At 61.6% G+C, this 15216-nt stretch carries 18 protein-coding genes; 9 read left to right on the plus strand and 9 right to left on the minus strand.

Features of this window, described 5'->3' with window-relative positions:
* The first annotated feature begins 65 nt into the window (after nt 1-65).
* From J0W34_RS18570 to J0W34_RS18585, 4 genes are all read left to right on the plus strand, one after another.
* Entirely contained in the window at nt 66-515 is a 450-nt protein-coding gene (locus tag J0W34_RS18570) for a hypothetical protein (protein WP_230969746.1), read from the plus strand.
* A gap of 93 nt (nt 516-608) precedes the next feature.
* Entirely contained in the window at nt 609-1184 is a 576-nt protein-coding gene (locus J0W34_RS18575; RefSeq protein WP_230969747.1) for a hypothetical protein, read from the plus strand.
* Between the two features lie 85 nt (nt 1185-1269).
* On the plus strand, nt 1270-1536 hold the full coding sequence (locus J0W34_RS18580) for a hypothetical protein (protein WP_230969748.1): 267 nt from the start codon (nt 1270-1272) through the stop codon (nt 1534-1536).
* A gap of 64 nt (nt 1537-1600) precedes the next feature.
* A complete protein-coding gene (locus J0W34_RS18585; protein ID WP_230969749.1) occupies nt 1601-2233 on the plus strand; it encodes a hypothetical protein in 633 nt (210 codons plus the stop codon).
* Nucleotides 2234-2319: 86 nt separating this feature from the next.
* On the opposite strand, the gene J0W34_RS18590 is transcribed toward J0W34_RS18585, so the two are convergent.
* From J0W34_RS18590 to J0W34_RS18625, 8 genes are all read right to left on the minus strand, one after another.
* The gene (locus J0W34_RS18590) at nt 2320-3714 is read right to left on the minus strand and encodes a phospholipase D-like domain-containing protein (RefSeq protein WP_230969750.1); all 1395 of its coding nucleotides are present in this window, start codon (nt 3712-3714) and stop codon (nt 2320-2322) included.
* Between the two features lie 221 nt (nt 3715-3935).
* On the minus strand, nt 3936-4427 hold the full coding sequence (ahbB, locus tag J0W34_RS18595; protein WP_230969751.1) for a siroheme decarboxylase subunit beta: 492 nt from the start codon (nt 4425-4427) through the stop codon (nt 3936-3938).
* Nucleotides 4424-4894, minus strand: coding sequence for an Lrp/AsnC family transcriptional regulator (locus J0W34_RS18600; RefSeq protein WP_227818234.1), 471 nt, complete (start codon nt 4892-4894; stop codon nt 4424-4426). The genes ahbB (J0W34_RS18595) and J0W34_RS18600 overlap by 4 nt, the downstream gene beginning before the upstream one ends.
* Nucleotides 4887-5918: a siroheme decarboxylase subunit beta gene (gene ahbB / locus J0W34_RS18605; protein WP_230969752.1), complete on the minus strand. Its 1032-nt coding sequence runs from the start codon at nt 5916-5918 to the stop codon at nt 4887-4889. The genes J0W34_RS18600 and ahbB (J0W34_RS18605) overlap by 8 nt, the downstream gene beginning before the upstream one ends.
* A 10-nt stretch (nt 5919-5928) precedes the next feature.
* A complete protein-coding gene (locus tag J0W34_RS18610) occupies nt 5929-7110 on the minus strand; it encodes a cytochrome D1 domain-containing protein (RefSeq protein WP_230969753.1) in 1182 nt (393 codons plus the stop codon).
* Complete coding sequence (locus J0W34_RS18615) at nt 7107-7469, minus strand: c-type cytochrome (RefSeq protein WP_230969754.1); 363 nt, start codon at nt 7467-7469, stop codon at nt 7107-7109. The genes J0W34_RS18610 and J0W34_RS18615 overlap by 4 nt, the downstream gene beginning before the upstream one ends.
* A gap of 116 nt (nt 7470-7585) precedes the next feature.
* Nucleotides 7586-7912 carry a c-type cytochrome gene (locus tag J0W34_RS18620; protein WP_230969755.1) on the minus strand — a complete coding sequence of 109 codons (327 nt, stop codon included), beginning with the start codon at nt 7910-7912 and terminating at the stop codon, nt 7586-7588.
* Nucleotides 7913-8176: 264 nt separating this feature from the next.
* Nucleotides 8177-9907 (minus strand): nitrite reductase, encoded by a 1731-nt coding sequence (locus J0W34_RS18625; RefSeq protein ID WP_227818229.1) that lies wholly within the window; start codon nt 9905-9907, stop codon nt 8177-8179.
* 156 nt (nt 9908-10063) lie between these two features.
* Here J0W34_RS18625 and cobA point away from each other — a divergent pair, with 156 nt between their 5' ends.
* The 5 genes from cobA to J0W34_RS18650 all read left to right on the plus strand — a co-directional run bounded on the left by cobA (nt 10064) and on the right by J0W34_RS18650 (nt 13972).
* Nucleotides 10064-10999 carry a uroporphyrinogen-III C-methyltransferase gene (cobA, locus tag J0W34_RS18630; protein ID WP_227818228.1) on the plus strand — a complete coding sequence of 312 codons (936 nt, stop codon included), beginning with the start codon at nt 10064-10066 and terminating at the stop codon, nt 10997-10999.
* 84 nt (nt 11000-11083) lie between these two features.
* Nucleotides 11084-11566, plus strand: coding sequence for a TlpA family protein disulfide reductase (locus tag J0W34_RS18635; protein ID WP_230969756.1), 483 nt, complete (start codon nt 11084-11086; stop codon nt 11564-11566).
* 149 nt (nt 11567-11715) lie between these two features.
* The gene (locus J0W34_RS18640) at nt 11716-12441 is read left to right on the plus strand and encodes a DUF6683 family protein (protein ID WP_230969757.1); all 726 of its coding nucleotides are present in this window, start codon (nt 11716-11718) and stop codon (nt 12439-12441) included.
* Between the two features lie 406 nt (nt 12442-12847).
* Nucleotides 12848-13357, plus strand: coding sequence for a hypothetical protein (locus tag J0W34_RS18645; RefSeq protein ID WP_230969758.1), 510 nt, complete (start codon nt 12848-12850; stop codon nt 13355-13357).
* A 78-nt stretch (nt 13358-13435) separates the two neighbouring features.
* Nucleotides 13436-13972, plus strand: a complete 537-nt coding sequence (locus J0W34_RS18650) for a hypothetical protein (protein WP_230969759.1) — start codon at nt 13436-13438, stop codon at nt 13970-13972.
* Nucleotides 13973-14255: 283 nt separating this feature from the next.
* Here the strand turns inward: J0W34_RS18650 and J0W34_RS18655 are convergent, their stop codons facing one another.
* Nucleotides 14256-15164, minus strand: a complete 909-nt coding sequence (locus J0W34_RS18655; protein ID WP_230969760.1) for a LysR family transcriptional regulator — start codon at nt 15162-15164, stop codon at nt 14256-14258.
* Between the last annotated feature and the right edge of the window lie 52 nt (nt 15165-15216).

Consider the following 15216-nt stretch of genomic DNA (forward strand, 5'->3'; position numbering starts at 1 on the left):
ACCGGTTTTCCGCTGGCGCTCCAAACCGGCTCGTTACGCTAGCGTTGGGCATCTCTGGGAGGCATATGTCATTCGTTAGCTGGTTAAAACGCTCTTTCGGTCGTACCGCCGAAGGTACAAAAGCTCATCTCGTTGGAACAGCTCAGTTGCTCGGCGCTGATGCAATTATTCTTGAGCGCATGAAAAATGCATCTGACGAGGAAAGCGAGCAAATATTATTTGAGAGCATTGAGGGAAGACATGGAACAGTGGTTGATTGGAAGGCATCTCTTGAAGACATTCTGGAAAACTTGGAGTACCTATCCGACCAAGAGCGCGACGCGCTAATGAGGGCGTCGGCATCATTGGCGAAACAGCGGATCTATGAGGTGCCGCGCCAACTCACGGAACTACTTCAGCCGCCGCTGAGGGCGCTCCGAATCGTGGAAACCTTTGGTGATTCCTACTTTATTTTCTTGGTTCCGCCTCAGTTGGTCGAAGCATTTGATCGCACTAATAAACATTGGCTTATCTAGCAAATACCCAACCCTACGGTCAAGTTCGCTCCGCTTCGCTGCGCTGGGACTGCGCTAAAGCGCAGCCCCTTACCTTCACGTTATGGTTGAAAAATGACATTTCCACTGACGAAGGAAGATCGAGCGGGATGCATTGTCAAAGAGACAGCGAAAATGTCGTACCCTTCTTCGATGAGCCGAGGAAAGAAGCCCGTCGTTATGAAGGGAACTAAGGCGCTAGTCGCGGACTATTTTGTTAAGCAATTTTCTCTAGCCAGCCTCGAAAAAATAAAAACCGCACAAGAATATGAAAAATGGCACTTCACATTAACTCGCGAGCTTGCCCGGCATATATGCAAGCATGTTCATAATTACAACGAACCAATGTCGGTGGCCGCAAAATTTGCAAACACATTCATGCATCAATTAACGAAATATTCTGAAGCACGGCACCTACTGCCTTTCCTGCATGTCCCCTTGGATGCTCGGGTATTTGCGAAACTGCGAAAATCCAAAACCACCGCCCTTTCAATATGCCACTCTGTCTTGAAGCAGTCGCCATATTCTTTACGTTATCGCCACCATTTGCGAGTCCAAAAACAATTGCTTGTATGGATGAAAGAGCTAAATGAACGGTCCAATACAGATATCTGTGTATCACGAATCGATTTCAATTGGCTATGGCTATAGAAAACCATAACAATCACATCAAGTTCGCTCCCTGCGGTCGCCGGACCTCGCTATCGCTCGGCCGCTTATGTGGGCGTTGGGCGTCATGAGCGATAGCATCGCCGTACATTTGTCGCGCGATGAAGCCCTTGTGCTGTTCGAATTTTTTGCGCGGTTTGATCAAGACAACCAGTTTCGTCTAAGGAACAACTCGGAATTCGTTGCGTTCATGAAAATTGCAGGGCAATTGGAGAAGACTCTATCTGAGCCGTTTCAGGAAAACTACCTTGATCTCCTTGCGAGCGCGCAAGCGAATTTGGCGGTTGGGTATGAAGCGCTTGCTCTGGGTGTGGAACCAAAAGGCAAAACATAGCTATGTCCAGTAATTGGCAAAAGTACTTGCACGCGATCACGCGCACACCAAGAAAGGGGCGTTGATGCTTACCAATCTTCGAATGAATGATGTTTTTTCCCACTATCAGCGCCGTATCGCGGCGCAGCAGCGCCTCAGAGGCTATTTCTCCTCAGCGAACATCCAGAATTACGTCGATTTGGCCCTCGGCATTTCGGATCCGGCTGGTAACTACAGCGCCGCCGAGCATGGTCTCGGCCCCCAAGTCCTTAGCAATAGTCGGCCAGATTCAGTGTTTGCCTTAGCTCGAGATTTGGATGCGCTATCCGACTCTAACCACGTTCCCGACACTATTTATCGCGCGAATCTCCCATATCTGCGGATTAGCCTAGGCTCAGAAATGGCGATGATGCTCAGGCCCGAGGCATTCTGGGTCGGCAATGTTCGAACCGTATATTCTCATCTGCTGCTAAAACATCACGGCAATCAGACATTGGCTGATGAGGAACTTCGACTTTACCGCGAGCCAGATGGGGCTAGACCTTCTCAAATGGAATACAGAATTTGGCGGGACATATACTTGGCACTGGAAAGCAGCCTTCGAGAGATTTCGCGCATGGGTCACGAAGAGGCGCAGCGCCAGAACGCGCAAAGCGGCACCGAATTGTTCATTTGGGCAGACACAATCTGCTCACATTTATATGAAAAGCATGTCTAACAACGCGCTTCGAGGGAGTAGCAGCGGTGCATCTCCAGCGCCCGCCAACATCGACACGAGGTCTCTCATCGACTCAGATTCTCCCGTCACAACCAGTACTGCCACACCTGCCCGACCATCTCCATCACCCGGCGCCCCAGCCCCCGGTCCGACCATGCCTCAGGCGTGACGCGTTCGGCGGCTTCGCGATCCTTCGCGAACAGGGTGTCCATCTGCTGACCCACTTCGCGACCGAGGATGACGACGTTCACCTCGTCGTTGTGCAGGAAGCTGCGCCAGTCGAGGTTGGATGAGCCAACCGTGCTCCACACGCCGTCGATCACCGCGGTCTTGGCGTGCAGGAAGCGGTCGTGCCGCTCGAAGATCTTCACGCCGGCGTCAAGCAGGTCGTCATAGCGGGCCTGGCCGGCGCGCAGCACCAGCAGTGAGTCGCTCTTGCCCGGCAGCACCAGTTGGGTATCGACGCCGCGGCGAGCGGCCGCCTTCAAGGCGTCGAGCATGGTGGGGTTGGGCACGAAGTAGGCCATGGTGATGTGAATGCTGGAACGGGCGGTCTCGATGGCGCCGAGCAGGGCACGGTAGAAGCGGCCGGAGTCGCCATCGCCCTGGCTGAGGATGGCGAGCACCAGGCGGTCGTCCGGCTCGCCCGGCGTGGGCTCTGCTTGACCGGCATCACGCTCTGGCAGATCGAAGGGTGGCCCACCACACGCCTGGCGATGCCAGGTGTCTTCGTAGCCCCTCAACAGTTCGAGGGCCACGGGCCCCGACAGCCGGGCATGGGTATCGCGCCAGCCCGCCCCTTCGCCCGACTCACCCTCATCACTGGCAGCTTCGTCGCGACTGAAAGAGCCTCGGGAATACACCGAGCTGATATTCACCCCACCCACAAAGGCAATCTTGTCATCGATGAGCAGGAGCTTGCGATGATCGCGGTGGTTCACATCGAGTGGCGCTGCACGGCCTTCATCCACGCCTACCGGGTTGAATTCACACACTTCGATGCCGCCCTCGCGCAGGCTGTCGAAGAACCGGCCCGAGGTGGTCAACGCGCCCACGCCGTCGTAGATGATGCGCACGTCCAGCCCTTGGGCCTTCTTGGCCAGCAGATGTGTGCGCATTTTCTTGCCGATGTCGGTGTCTTCGAAAATGTAGCTCTCGACGAACACCCGGTGCTCGGCCCCCTTGATGGCGTCGAACATGGCATCGAACGTGGCGGGGCCGTCGATCAACAGGTCGACAGAGTTGTTGCTGGAGAGGGTTTCGCCCAGCGCCGTGAGCCGGGCCAGGTGGGCCTTGAAGGCGCGGCTGCGCCCCTCTGCCTCAGCCTGTTCGATCGCCTGCCGACTGCGCGCTTCATCCTGAAGCCCTTGCCGGCCCTCCACGACCACGGCCACGGGCGGGGCCACCACATGCCCCGGCTCCGCGGCGGGTTCGGCCCCCAGACTGGCGCAGCCGGTCAGGATGCTCAGCAATACGATCATGAGGCCAGCGCTACGGATGGATGTGGGACTCGTGCCGGAATCGCCTCGCATCATCACTCCTGTCGCTTGATGGCGGGGCCGAATGAGCCCCAGACAAGCTCATCGTATGCGCTCAGGCAAGGCGTGGCTGTAGGCAAGGCACGACGGTGCGTGTCAGACAGATCCGTCATGTGCGCCACTGGTCAAAGGCGCCGCAGGCGGCGCGTATCCAGCGCGAGGCCTCAGGCGCCGATGCGAAGCCCGGTCTTCTTGAGAATCTTCGAGCTGAAGAGAATGTCCCGCCCGCGCAGGGCGTCGCCCAGCAGTTCGGCGATCTGGTTGGCCAGGTGCTCCACCTCACTGCGATCGGCCGCATGCACCATGGCGAACAGGTTGTAGGGCCAGTCGGGCAGATGCCGGGGGCGGTGATAGCAGTGGGTCACGAAGGGCAGCGCGCCGACGCGTTCGCCCAGGGCGTCGATCTGCTCGTCGTCCACATCCCACACGGTCATGCCGTTGGCGGCGTAGCCGATGGCGTAGTGGTTGGGCACGGCGCCGATGCGGCGGATGATGCCGGTCTCGAGCATGCGCGCCAGCCGGGCCTTGACCTCGTCGGCACTGATGCCCAGCTCGGCGCCCAGCGCGTGATAGGGGCGCGACACCAGGGGCAGCCCGCCCTGGGTGGCAACGATGAGCGCGCGGTCGAGGGCGTCGATGGGCTCGGGGGCGCTCATGCGGACAGCTTCATTTCCACGAAGTACTCCTTGAGCTTCGGGAAGGGGTAGACCGGCAGGCCGGTGTCGGCCTCGATTTGCGCGACGGCTCGATCAATGCCCTCCGGCGTTTCGGTGGCGAGCACGAACCACATGTTGAAGGCGTGATCGCGGCGGTAGTTGTGGGCCACCTCGGGCAAGGCGTTGACCTGCGCGGCGACGGCGTCGAAGCGCGCTTCGGGCACCGCCATGGCGGCGAGCACGAACCTGCCGCCCATGCGCTCGATCTGGTACATGGGCCCGAAACGGGTCAGCACACGCATGTCGAGCAATTCGCGCAGACGATCCAGCAAGGCGTCTTCGCTGATCCCCAACGGGTCGGCCATGTCGCGATACGGCGTGTCGGTGAGCGGAAAGCCGCCCTGCATGGTGTTGATGATGCGCCGATCAAGCTCGGTGAGTTCGGCGCGGGCCTGGCGCTCACGCATGCGCCACCTCTCGCGCGTAATGTGCACCGCACTGCTTGAAGCGCTTGGTGGAGAAGAGCACCGCCGAAGCGTAGTCGCGGAGTCCGCAATCGCTGCGAAGCTGCTCCCAGCGTTCGCGCACTTCGTCGCGATCCTTGCCGTGCAGCATGCAGTACAGGTTGTAAGGCCATTCGGACCCGGCGCGTTCGCGCCGATAGCACAGGTTGACGCGCTCGACGCCCGCGAGGCGGGCACCCATTGCTTCAACCAGCGCATCCGGCACGTTCCAGACGCACATGGCGTTGGCGCGGTAGCCCAGTTCGTGATGACGCACCACCACGCCGAAGCGCTTGATGACCCCTTCGTCACCCCAGGCCTTGATCTGATCGAGCACGGTGCGCTCATTGACGCCGATGCGATGCGCCACGCTGGCAAAGGGGCGGCTCACCAGGGGCAGTCCGCCCTGCAATGCCTTGAGCAACCGGCTTTGTTCCACCGACATGTCCACCGGTCGCATCGGGACACGTGGGGCACGGGCGGTGGTGCGATGACCATGGACAAGATCGAAGCCCAGATCGATGTGGTACTCGCTGCGCAGGGGCAAGGCGATCACTTCACAGCCGGTGTCGCGGCGAATCTGACGCAGCACGCGCGCCACGCTGACGGCGTCCGGCGCGGTCACCACGAACCAGAGGTTCCATTCGTGCTCGCGGGCGTAGTTGTGATTGACCTCTGCGTGCATGCTGACCATCTCGGCAATATCGTCGAGAATGCGCGGCGGCGCCTTGAGGGCAGCCAGCGTGCTGGCGCCGATGCGCCGCGGGGCAAACACCGGGCCCACGCGGCTGACCGTGCCGTTGCCACGCCACTCGTCCAGGGTCGTGAGCACTTGATGCTCGTCCAGCCCGGTCTCGCGAGCAATGCGCGCAAAGGGCCGGGTGATGAGCGGGAAGTCCCGCTGGTACTCGTTGAGCAGCTTCAGTTGAGCGCCGGCTGCGGCCTCGGGGGGCTGCATGACGGTGCGGTCGGGCATGGCGAGCAACATGGCGCGCTCCTCAGAAGCCGATGCGACTGGCGCGATGGGTGAAGAAGATGCCCGAAGGGGCTTCCGCCGGCAGCACGGTGCGCGCTTCGAAACTCGCCGTGTCATAGACCGTGACCCGGTTCGAGTCGCGGGCCGACACCCACACCGCTTCGCCGCGCGGGGTGAATTCCATGTGCAGCACCGCCTTGCCCGGTTCGAGGGTCTTGGCCACTTTCAGCGTGGGCACATCGATGACCTGCACCCAGCCGTTGTCGGGGAAAGCGAAGTTTACCCACACCTGGCGCCCGTCGGGGCGTGCCATGACGAATACCGGCTGGCTCTTGACCGGGATGCGCCCCGCCTCTTTCCAGGTGTGCGTATCGACCACGAGCACTTCATGACGCCCCACGGCCGGCAGGAACGCATAATCCCCCGCCATGGCCCAGCCGCGCAGATGCGGCATCTTGTAGACCGGCAGCTTCTGCTCGCCGCGCCCGTAGCCGTCGAGAATCTTGCGCACCCCTTTTTCCGGGTGCCACAGATCGAGCAAGGCGATGCCGTCTTCGCCGAACAGGCCGGCCAAGAAGTAGCGGCCATCCGGGGTCACCAGACCGTCGTAGGGTTGCAGTCCGGCCTTGTGGCGTTCGGTGGTCGGGTGCTTCGGATCGGAGAAGTCGGTGACCCAGATTTCGCCTGCATCGAAGAGCGCGTAGGCAAACTTCTGGCCCGGCACGTCCGCCAGCCCGACGACTTTCGAGAACTGCCCCGGTGCATATTCGGCGGGCACCTCGGCCACCAGTTCAAGCGTGTCGGCGTCGAAGGCCTTGATGCCGCCGGGCTCGTAGTTCTGCGCCACCACCAGCGAGCCGTCCTGCGACACCGAGCCGCCAATGGAGTTGCCCGCCTGAATGATGCGTTTGACAATGCTTTGGGTGAGCAGATCGACCTTGGTAAGCCCGCCGTCGCGTCCGAACACGAAGGCATAGCGGGCATCGCGCGAGTAGGTGACGTGGGCGTGGGAGAGATCGCCCAGCCCCTCGACCCGACCCAGGCTGGTGCGATGGGTGTTCTCCACCACCTGCACCGAGCCGCTGGCGCGTTCGATGACCACGCCCAGATCGCCGGTGCCGCGCAAGGGCGGCATCTGCGTACAGGCGCTCAGCAGGCCGACAAGCAGACCGGCGATTGCAACACGCAGGCGCGGGGTTCTCATTGCGCCCCCTCGGCCTGTGCGACCTGCGGGAACCCTGCCTTGAGGCGGCTCACGATCCATTCGGCTTCCGGCTCGGACATGAACCGCGACCAGCCGGGCATGGCGGTGCCGGGGCGACCGTTCATGATGGTGGCGACCAGCGAGTCGTCCGGCTTGTCGGCAATGGCATCAGGCACCAGCGCCGGGCCGAGGCCGCCCTTGAGGGTCATGCCGTGGCAGGAACCGCAGTCCTGCCGGACCATGTTGATGATTTCATGCAGGCGTTCGCCACGCGGCTCGGCGTGGGCGGTGCCGACGGCCAGGGCAGCCAGCGCCACCATGACCACGATGTGGGTGAGATCGGCCCGTTCCAGCTTCATTGTCGTGTCTCCGATCGAATGCTGGCGTCACATTAACGATCAGGGGCAAAACGGGCCTTGATAAGCATCAAAGGGGGCCAATGGCCCCCTTTGACTTGACTCAGATCACGCCGTGATTACAGCGTGAGGATCCACTTGACGATGGTGTGCAGCTCTTCGTCGGAGACACGCTCCGGCGGGTTGGGCGGCATGGGGATGTTGCCCCAGTTGCCGGCACCACCAGCGCGCACCTTGTTGAACAGTTGTTCCTCGGCGCCCTCTTGCCCCTTGTACTTGGCGGCGACGTCCTTGAACATCGGGCCCATGCGCTTCTTGTCCACCTGGTGGCACGCGGCACAGCCCGCCTCCTGGAACAGGGTCGCGCCGTCAGCCGCATGAGCGGCCGGCATGGCCATCATGCCCACGAAGGCGACAGGGATCATTTTGATGATGATTTTTTTCATTGCTTCTTGCCTCTCCATTCACACAAAAAAACGCCCAATCTCGCTTATTGAACGCTTGCTGCTCCCGTGGTGTGATCGTGCCGCAACACCGCGACGCCGGACCGGGGCACCACCCGGTGGCCATCCTCGCCACCAGTGCAGGTCAACGATCATGCCATCAATCGGTTGACAGACAAACACGCGCCACCGACTTTTGCAGGTGGCGCGTGCGCCGGGGGCCTTGCGCCCCCGTTCTTGCGGACGGCCGTAGTCGCCCTGGGTCGATCAATACACGTCGTGCTGCGTGTTATAGACGTTGAAGTGACCGGTCGGGGTGATCAGCTTCGGATCCTTGATCACCGTCTTCAGTTCAAGGGTCTTGTCATCGACCACCACGATGGCCGAGGCCTTGTCCTTGGCAGACCACACCGAGAACCACACCTCGTCACCCGCCTTGTTGTACTCGGGCTGAACCACGCGCTTGGCACCACCGTCGTCCGGCAGGCCGGCCCACTCGCCGATCGGCAGCACCTTGTAACCGGCATCCAGGTTGTTGATGTCGTACACCGCAACCGACTGGCTCACGCCGGTGTCCGGGTGCAGCGGGTTATCCACATACAGATGCTTGGACTTGGGATGCGTCTTGATGAAGAGTGATCCGCCGCCCTGGCTCTTGAGGTTGGCCACCAGCTGCCACGCCTGCTTCGGATGCTTGGCCGGATCGGTGCCGATCAGGGCGATGGAATCGTCGCCCAGGTGACCCGTGGCCCACACCGGACCGAACTTCGGATGGACGAAGTTGGCGCCGCGACCCGGGTGCGGAATCGCGCCCACTTCGGTCAGGCCGACCAGCTTGCCTTCCTTGGCATCGATGGCCGCAATCTTGTTGGACTTGTTCGCCGCCACCATGAAGTAGCGCTTGGTGCTGTCCCAACCGCCATCGTGCAGGAAACGGGCGGAGCCGATTTCGGTGGTCTTGAGGTTCTCGATGTCCGAGTAGTCGACCATCAGAGTCTTGCCGGTCTCCTTCACGTTGATCACGAACTCGGGCTTGAAGTGCGAGGCCACGATGGAGGCCACGCGCGGTTCCGGGTGGTACTCCTGGGTATCGACGGTCATGCCGCGCGTGCCCACGACCTTGAGCGGCTCGAGCGTGTCGCCCTTCATGATCACGTACTGGGGCGGCCAGTAAGAGCCGGCCACCGCGAATTTGTCTTCATACCCCTTGTACTTGGAGGTATCGACCGAGCGAGCCTCGAGACCGACACGGATTTCGGCCACGTTGTCCGGCGTCTCCATCCACAGGTCGATCATATTGACCTTGGCATCACGGCCCACCACGTACAGGTAGCGTCCGGAGGCCGACAGGCGGGAGATATGCACCGCGTAGCCGGTCTTCACGATGTTGATGATCTGCTTGGTGTCGCCGTCGATCAGTGCCACTTCGCCGGTATCACGCAGCGTGGTGGAGAAGATGTTGCTGATGTTGTAGCTGTTCATCTTCTTGGTCGGACGCTTCTCGGGCGGCACGATCACCTTCCAGGTGGCCTTCATTTCGGCCATGCCGTATTCCGGCGGCTGCGGAGGCGTCTGCTGGACATAGCGGGCCATGAGGTCTACTTCATCCTCGGTCAGTTCGCCCGAGGTGCCCCAGTTCGGCATGCCGGCCGGGGAGCCATAGTTGATGAAGGTCTTGAGATATTCGGTGCCACGCTCAAGGGTGATGTCCGGGGTCAGCGGCTTGCCGGTGGCGCCCTTGCGCAGCACGCCATGACACCCGGCACAGCGCTCGAAGTAGACCTTGCGGCCCTTCTCGAACTCTTCCTTGGACATGGCGGGCGCCTTCGGATTGACGTCCTGGTGCATCTCGACGTCACCCAGGGGCGAACCACCTGCGCCTTCGTACTTGATTTCAGCTGCCGGCACATTCTTGTCGGCCGCAAAAGCCTGACTGACGGCAAACGGCATCGCCGCCAGCGCAAGCATCGTTAGTCCCAGTGTTCGACTCGTCTTCATGCTCGGTCTCCCTTTGATTGATCAAGCGGATGCACTTCGATCCGTTGCGGGGCGAACAATGAACCTCGCATCAGGTCGCGTCCTTGACTCGCGTCAAACTTATTCCGGTGCCCTCGGCGATAGAGTCTCCCCAACGATGCCAATGGAGAAACGGTCATGACCCGCCTGCCCGACTGCACGCACACGATGCGCCTCGACACCGACGCCCTGCCCTTTGTCATGCGGCGCCTGGTCGAACGTTTCGACGCCCGCGGCGTGACCCTGCGCAGCACCACCGGCCACCCGGCCTGTCCGGAGGGCGCACGCCAGCCCGCGCTCAGCCCGCGCACCGGCAAGGTGAGCCTGGTCGGCGCCGGCCCCGGCGACCCCGAACTGCTGACCCTGCGCGCCGCGCGCCTGATCGCCGCCGCCGACGTGGTGGTGTACGACGCCCTGGTGGGCGACGGCATTCTGGCGCTGATTCGTGATGACGCCGAGCGCATCTATGTGGGCAAACGTTCGGGCCATCACACTCTGCCGCAGGAAGACATCAACGTGCTGCTCGTGCGCCTGGCGCTGGCGGGGAAACAGGTGGTACGCCTGAAGGGGGGTGACCCCTTCATCTTCGGGCGCGGCGGCGAAGAGATCGAAGAGCTGGTCGACGCCGGCATCCGCTTCGAGGTGGTGCCGGGCGTCACTGCCGCCTCCGGCGTTTCGGCCTATGCCGGCATTCCGCTGACCCATCGCGACTACGCCCAGTCCTGTACCTTCGCCACCGGCCACCTCAAACAGGGCTCGGCGGATCTGGACTGGGAGGCCCTGGCCCGCCCCAATCAGACGGTGGTGATCTACATGGGCGTGGGCGCCCTGCCAGAGATCTCGCGTCAGCTGGTCGCCCATGGCGTACCAGCGAACATTCCGGCGGCGGCCATCCAGAACGGCACCCGGGACGATCAGCAGACCGTGGTCGCCACACTCGAGACGCTGCCCGCAGCGCTCAAGGCCGCCGGCCTCAAGCCGCCCTGCCTGCTCATTATCGGCGAGGTGGTGCGACTGCATGACCGGCTCAACTGGTTCGAAAGCGCCGCCGCGAAAGACCGCTGCGCCGCTTGAGCGGCGCACAGCTCACACGACCCGCATCGCCCGTTTCCAGTACGCTGTGGCAGTGGCGCCCTGACACGTACTGGAAGACACCTCATGATGCGACTGCTATGTACCCTCGCCCTGCTCCTGGCCACCAATCTGGTTCAGGCGGCCGACGCCAGCGCCTTCTTTGCCAGCGCACTGCCCGACCTCAGGAACCAGCCCATGCCCATGGCTCAGTTCAAGGGCAAACCGGTGGTGGTCAACTTCTGGGCCGAATGGTGCAAGCCATGCCGCAAGGAAATCCCCGAATTCGTCGCCCTTGCCGAGCGCGCTGGTGACCGCCTGACCGTGGTGGGCGTCTCGCTGGACGACTACGCCGACGAATCCGCTGAATTCGCCAGCTCGCTGGGGATCAACTACCCACTGGCCTTCGCCGGCGCCGCCGATGGCATCGACCTGATGCGGGCACTGGGCAACGCGCAGGGCGGCATTCCCTTCACCGCCATCATCGACGCCCACGGCGAAGTGGTGTTCGCCAAGCTCGGTCTGATGAGCGCCGAGGATCTGGAAGCGGCCACGCGCGGCCTGTACTGAAGTTGCGGCGGCGTAAACGCGCCGTTACGTTTCCCGTTGGACCCGCGCGACACTCGCGCCTATGCTGTTCGCATCCATTCGCATCGAACAGCCCGGCCCTGCGGGCGACGCAGGTCGATGCGCCCCATTGCCCGGACACCGCCGCCACCATGCACGCCCATCACCGCACGCCCCGACACCCGTTCCATGCCCTGCTGCTGGCATCGTTTCTGATCACGACAACCCTCGCGACGCCCACAGCCCAGGCCTTCGACTTCGCCCCGCCACCGCCGCCGGTGTATCAGGGCCTGATCTTCCCCCTCTTTCCCAATGGCAAGACCATTCCGTTCAGCGGCCGTCGCAGCACCTCGTCCGACTCGAAAACGTCTCGGCCCGACACCCGCGCCACGGGCAAGGCCCAGGTGCAGCAAAACGCCCTCGCGCTCGCCGCCCGGCTGCCGAACAACTACCGCGCGCAGATGAAAGACGTGTATGTCCAGTCCTTCGACGTCTTCACCCAGGTAGAGCAAAAGCTCAAGCTGCAGCGCGAAGATGTCGCCAACGGGCTGGCCGCGTTCATCGTCGGCAACTACATGGTGGCAAACAACGTGGAAGTGCCGGACGAGGACTTCGCCCGCGTGGTGCCCCAGGTGCGCAACGGCCTGCTCGCGAGCAAGCGATTCCAGACCCTGTCACCGGATCAGCGTCGCCAGCTCTACGAACAGACGGCGATGGTCGGCACCTTCATGGTCATCGCCCGCATGGCCTTCCGGAAGACCCCGAACCCACAGGCCGAAGCCTCGTTCCGGGAAACGGCACGCGCCAATCTCGCCGCCGTGCTGGACCGGCAAGCAGATCAACTGCGGGTGGATAGCGAAGGCCTGCACTTTCGCTGAGTGAGGCGACGGCCTTCGCGGCATTGTGTCGGATGTCCTCGACGACGAGACGGGACTCCTTCGCCTGCCAACGCATCTCAGCATCCGGGACACGAGGGCCCACACAAAATGGCGCAGAAGGTGAGCCGGTCGGGGGAATGTGCCCTCAAAACCGCGGGGCTGACTATGAGCCTCAGTGACGCCATTCGGCCAGGAGCAGCCGTTCAGTTGTGAGACTAAATATCCATTGGGCATTGCTCGCGATTGGCCGCAGAGGCAATATGGAACCCCATTTGGAATAACGCCCTTCGGCTCTTGTCCTATATGAGCTGTACTGGCAGGGCTGACGCCTAATATTTCCAATAGCGGTGACCTGCGTTCGGCAGACCTGCTACCTCAAACTTTGGGTGTGTTATAGGAGTCTCGCTTGCTCAGCCTAGACGATCCGCACTGGTCCGATCTTCAGCATGCATATGGCAGTGCCGGGGACATCCCAGCGTTGTTGAGGAAACTCGCTGACCTTCCGTCGTCCGAGAACGACAAAGAGCCGTGGCATTCCATCTGGAGTTCCTTGGCGCATCAAGGCGACGTTTACTCCGCTTCTTTCGCAGCAGTGCCTCACATTATTGAGGTTCTCGCCTCTGCTCCGTCGAGGGCGGACGTATCCTACTTTCAATTTCCGGCCTGGGTTGAAGTCTGCCGCGCCAAGACGGATGTCCCCATTCCCGAAAATCTTGCCCCAGACTATTTCGACTCGTTGTCCCGCTTGCCCACGCTTGTCGCTGCTGCATCTTCGCGCCAGTGGGATGAAAGGCTTCTTCGTGTTGCGCTTTCAGCGGTCGCGGCAGCAAAGGGACAACCCGCAATTGCCAAAGCGGTTTTGGAGCTTTCGCCCGAGGTCGCTGGCAAGTTTATTGAGTGGTTTTATGAACGCTAAGAGGCCCGACTACTCGGTAGAAATGGCACGCCGACCAGCTGCGCTTTCGTGCCGCCTAGCACGTTGGGCCTCGGCATCATGAGCCTCGACTTTTATGTGGCGCTGAATCGAAAGGATATCCCTTCTACTGACCAATGGGCTTCTGCGCTGCGAGACCATGGCTTCACTGTTCTCTTGGACCCTTCGCTCGACCCCTCAACTTCCTCCGGCTTCTGGCCATGCCCCGACTCAAACCAGGGGTTTGAGTACTCAGTGGCCCCACTTACCCGAGAAGAACTTTCAAACCTCGGGCTCTCTTCCAAGAATGAGGAGCGACTGCGGCATTTCGATTCGCTTGCGGTTTTGAGTTACAAAACCGAGGCTGACTTAGCCGTTACGCAACCTGCATCAGCAGTTCTTTCCAATATCTGCGGCGGCGTTCTGATCGAGGGAGAGTCCGGGGCATTCATTCCCGCCGACCAAGCGCTAGATTGGGCCAGGGGCGGGTATGAGCCGGCAAGCGAAACCAAAATGCAACCGCTTCTGGCCAAGAGACGAATATCGAGTGTCACTTTGATCAAGCTCGCACTTTTTATATGCATTGCGGGCTATTGGCTATACCGATGGGCAACTTAATATTGGCCATCCTTGATGTCGCGAGCCTGACCCTTCTTCGTTTTCATACACTTCTTCATAGATTGCCTCATTCTTGGACTGCCCCAGGGTGATTCAGGGCCTTGGTCCGTGAAACGCTTTATGCGGTGGATCCAGTGGACGGCTTGCGACTGCCGGCATATCCAAACGTTCCGGCGTCTGCTTCGGGTCGGATGCAGCCGCCAAGAGCCCCCCAGCAGAACGAAGGGCGTCCCCGGAAGGCCTTCCGACAATTCGACCACTATCTGTGGCGAAGGCATCTCACCTATCGTGCGCCCGGCACCGCCTCCACCGCGGCACTCATGAGGTGCTCCCTGAATCTCTGCCAGGCGCCTTCACGCACATCATCCCGCCGCCACGCGGCCTCGAACTCGATCATGGCCGGTTGCCCGGCCTTGTCCACGATGGGCAGGGCGACGTCGCTGGTGGTGATGCTCGAGCGCGGCAGGATGGCCGCGGCGATGCCGAGCAGGGCCCAGTCCTGCAACACCTGATAGCTCATCGCCTCGCCCGAGTATTCGATCAATTTGCGCCGGTGGGCGCGGAACAGTTCGCGCGTGGCGCGGGCCAGGCCGCAGGTGTCGGGCACCATCACGAAGGTCTCGTCCGAAATGTCTGAAAGCCGCACCCCTTCGACGCTGGAACGCTCCATCGAGGGGCCGCCCCGGGGCACATACAGCAGCGGCTCGCGGTAGAGCGTGGCGGTGGTCCAGGTGCCGCGCTGCTGCCCGGCCACACCGATGACGACATCGAACTGGGTCTCGTCGAGCAGCCGGTACAGGTCACTCATGTTCATTTCGCTGAGCACCACATCGACGTCCGGATGCGCCATGCGGAAGGGTTCGACGATGCGCCCCAGCAGCGCGGGCCGCACCAGTGGCGAGGTGCCGATGCGGATGGTCTCGCGCGCCGGGCCGAGCAGCTCGCGCGCCTGACGGGTGAGCGACTGCTGCGCGCGCAGCACCTCTTCCATGGCCGGCAGGAGCTTTTCCCCATGCGCCGTGAGGCCGACGCGCCGCGTCGTGCGCTCGAACAATCGCACGCCCAGCTCCTGCTCTAGCTGCGCGATGGCGTTCGACAGGGTTGGCTGGGTCACACAGCACTCGGCCGCTGCCGCGGTGAAGGATCCGGCGCGTGCAACGGCGCAGGCGAAACGAAGCTGACTGAGATTCATCCGCTATTTATAGACCATTTCAATAAATGACATGTGAAAGAAGAATTTGTTG

It is taken from the genome of Nitrogeniibacter aestuarii (assembly GCF_017309585.1).
GTDB classification, from domain to species: domain Bacteria; phylum Pseudomonadota; class Gammaproteobacteria; order Burkholderiales; family Rhodocyclaceae; genus Nitrogeniibacter; species Nitrogeniibacter aestuarii.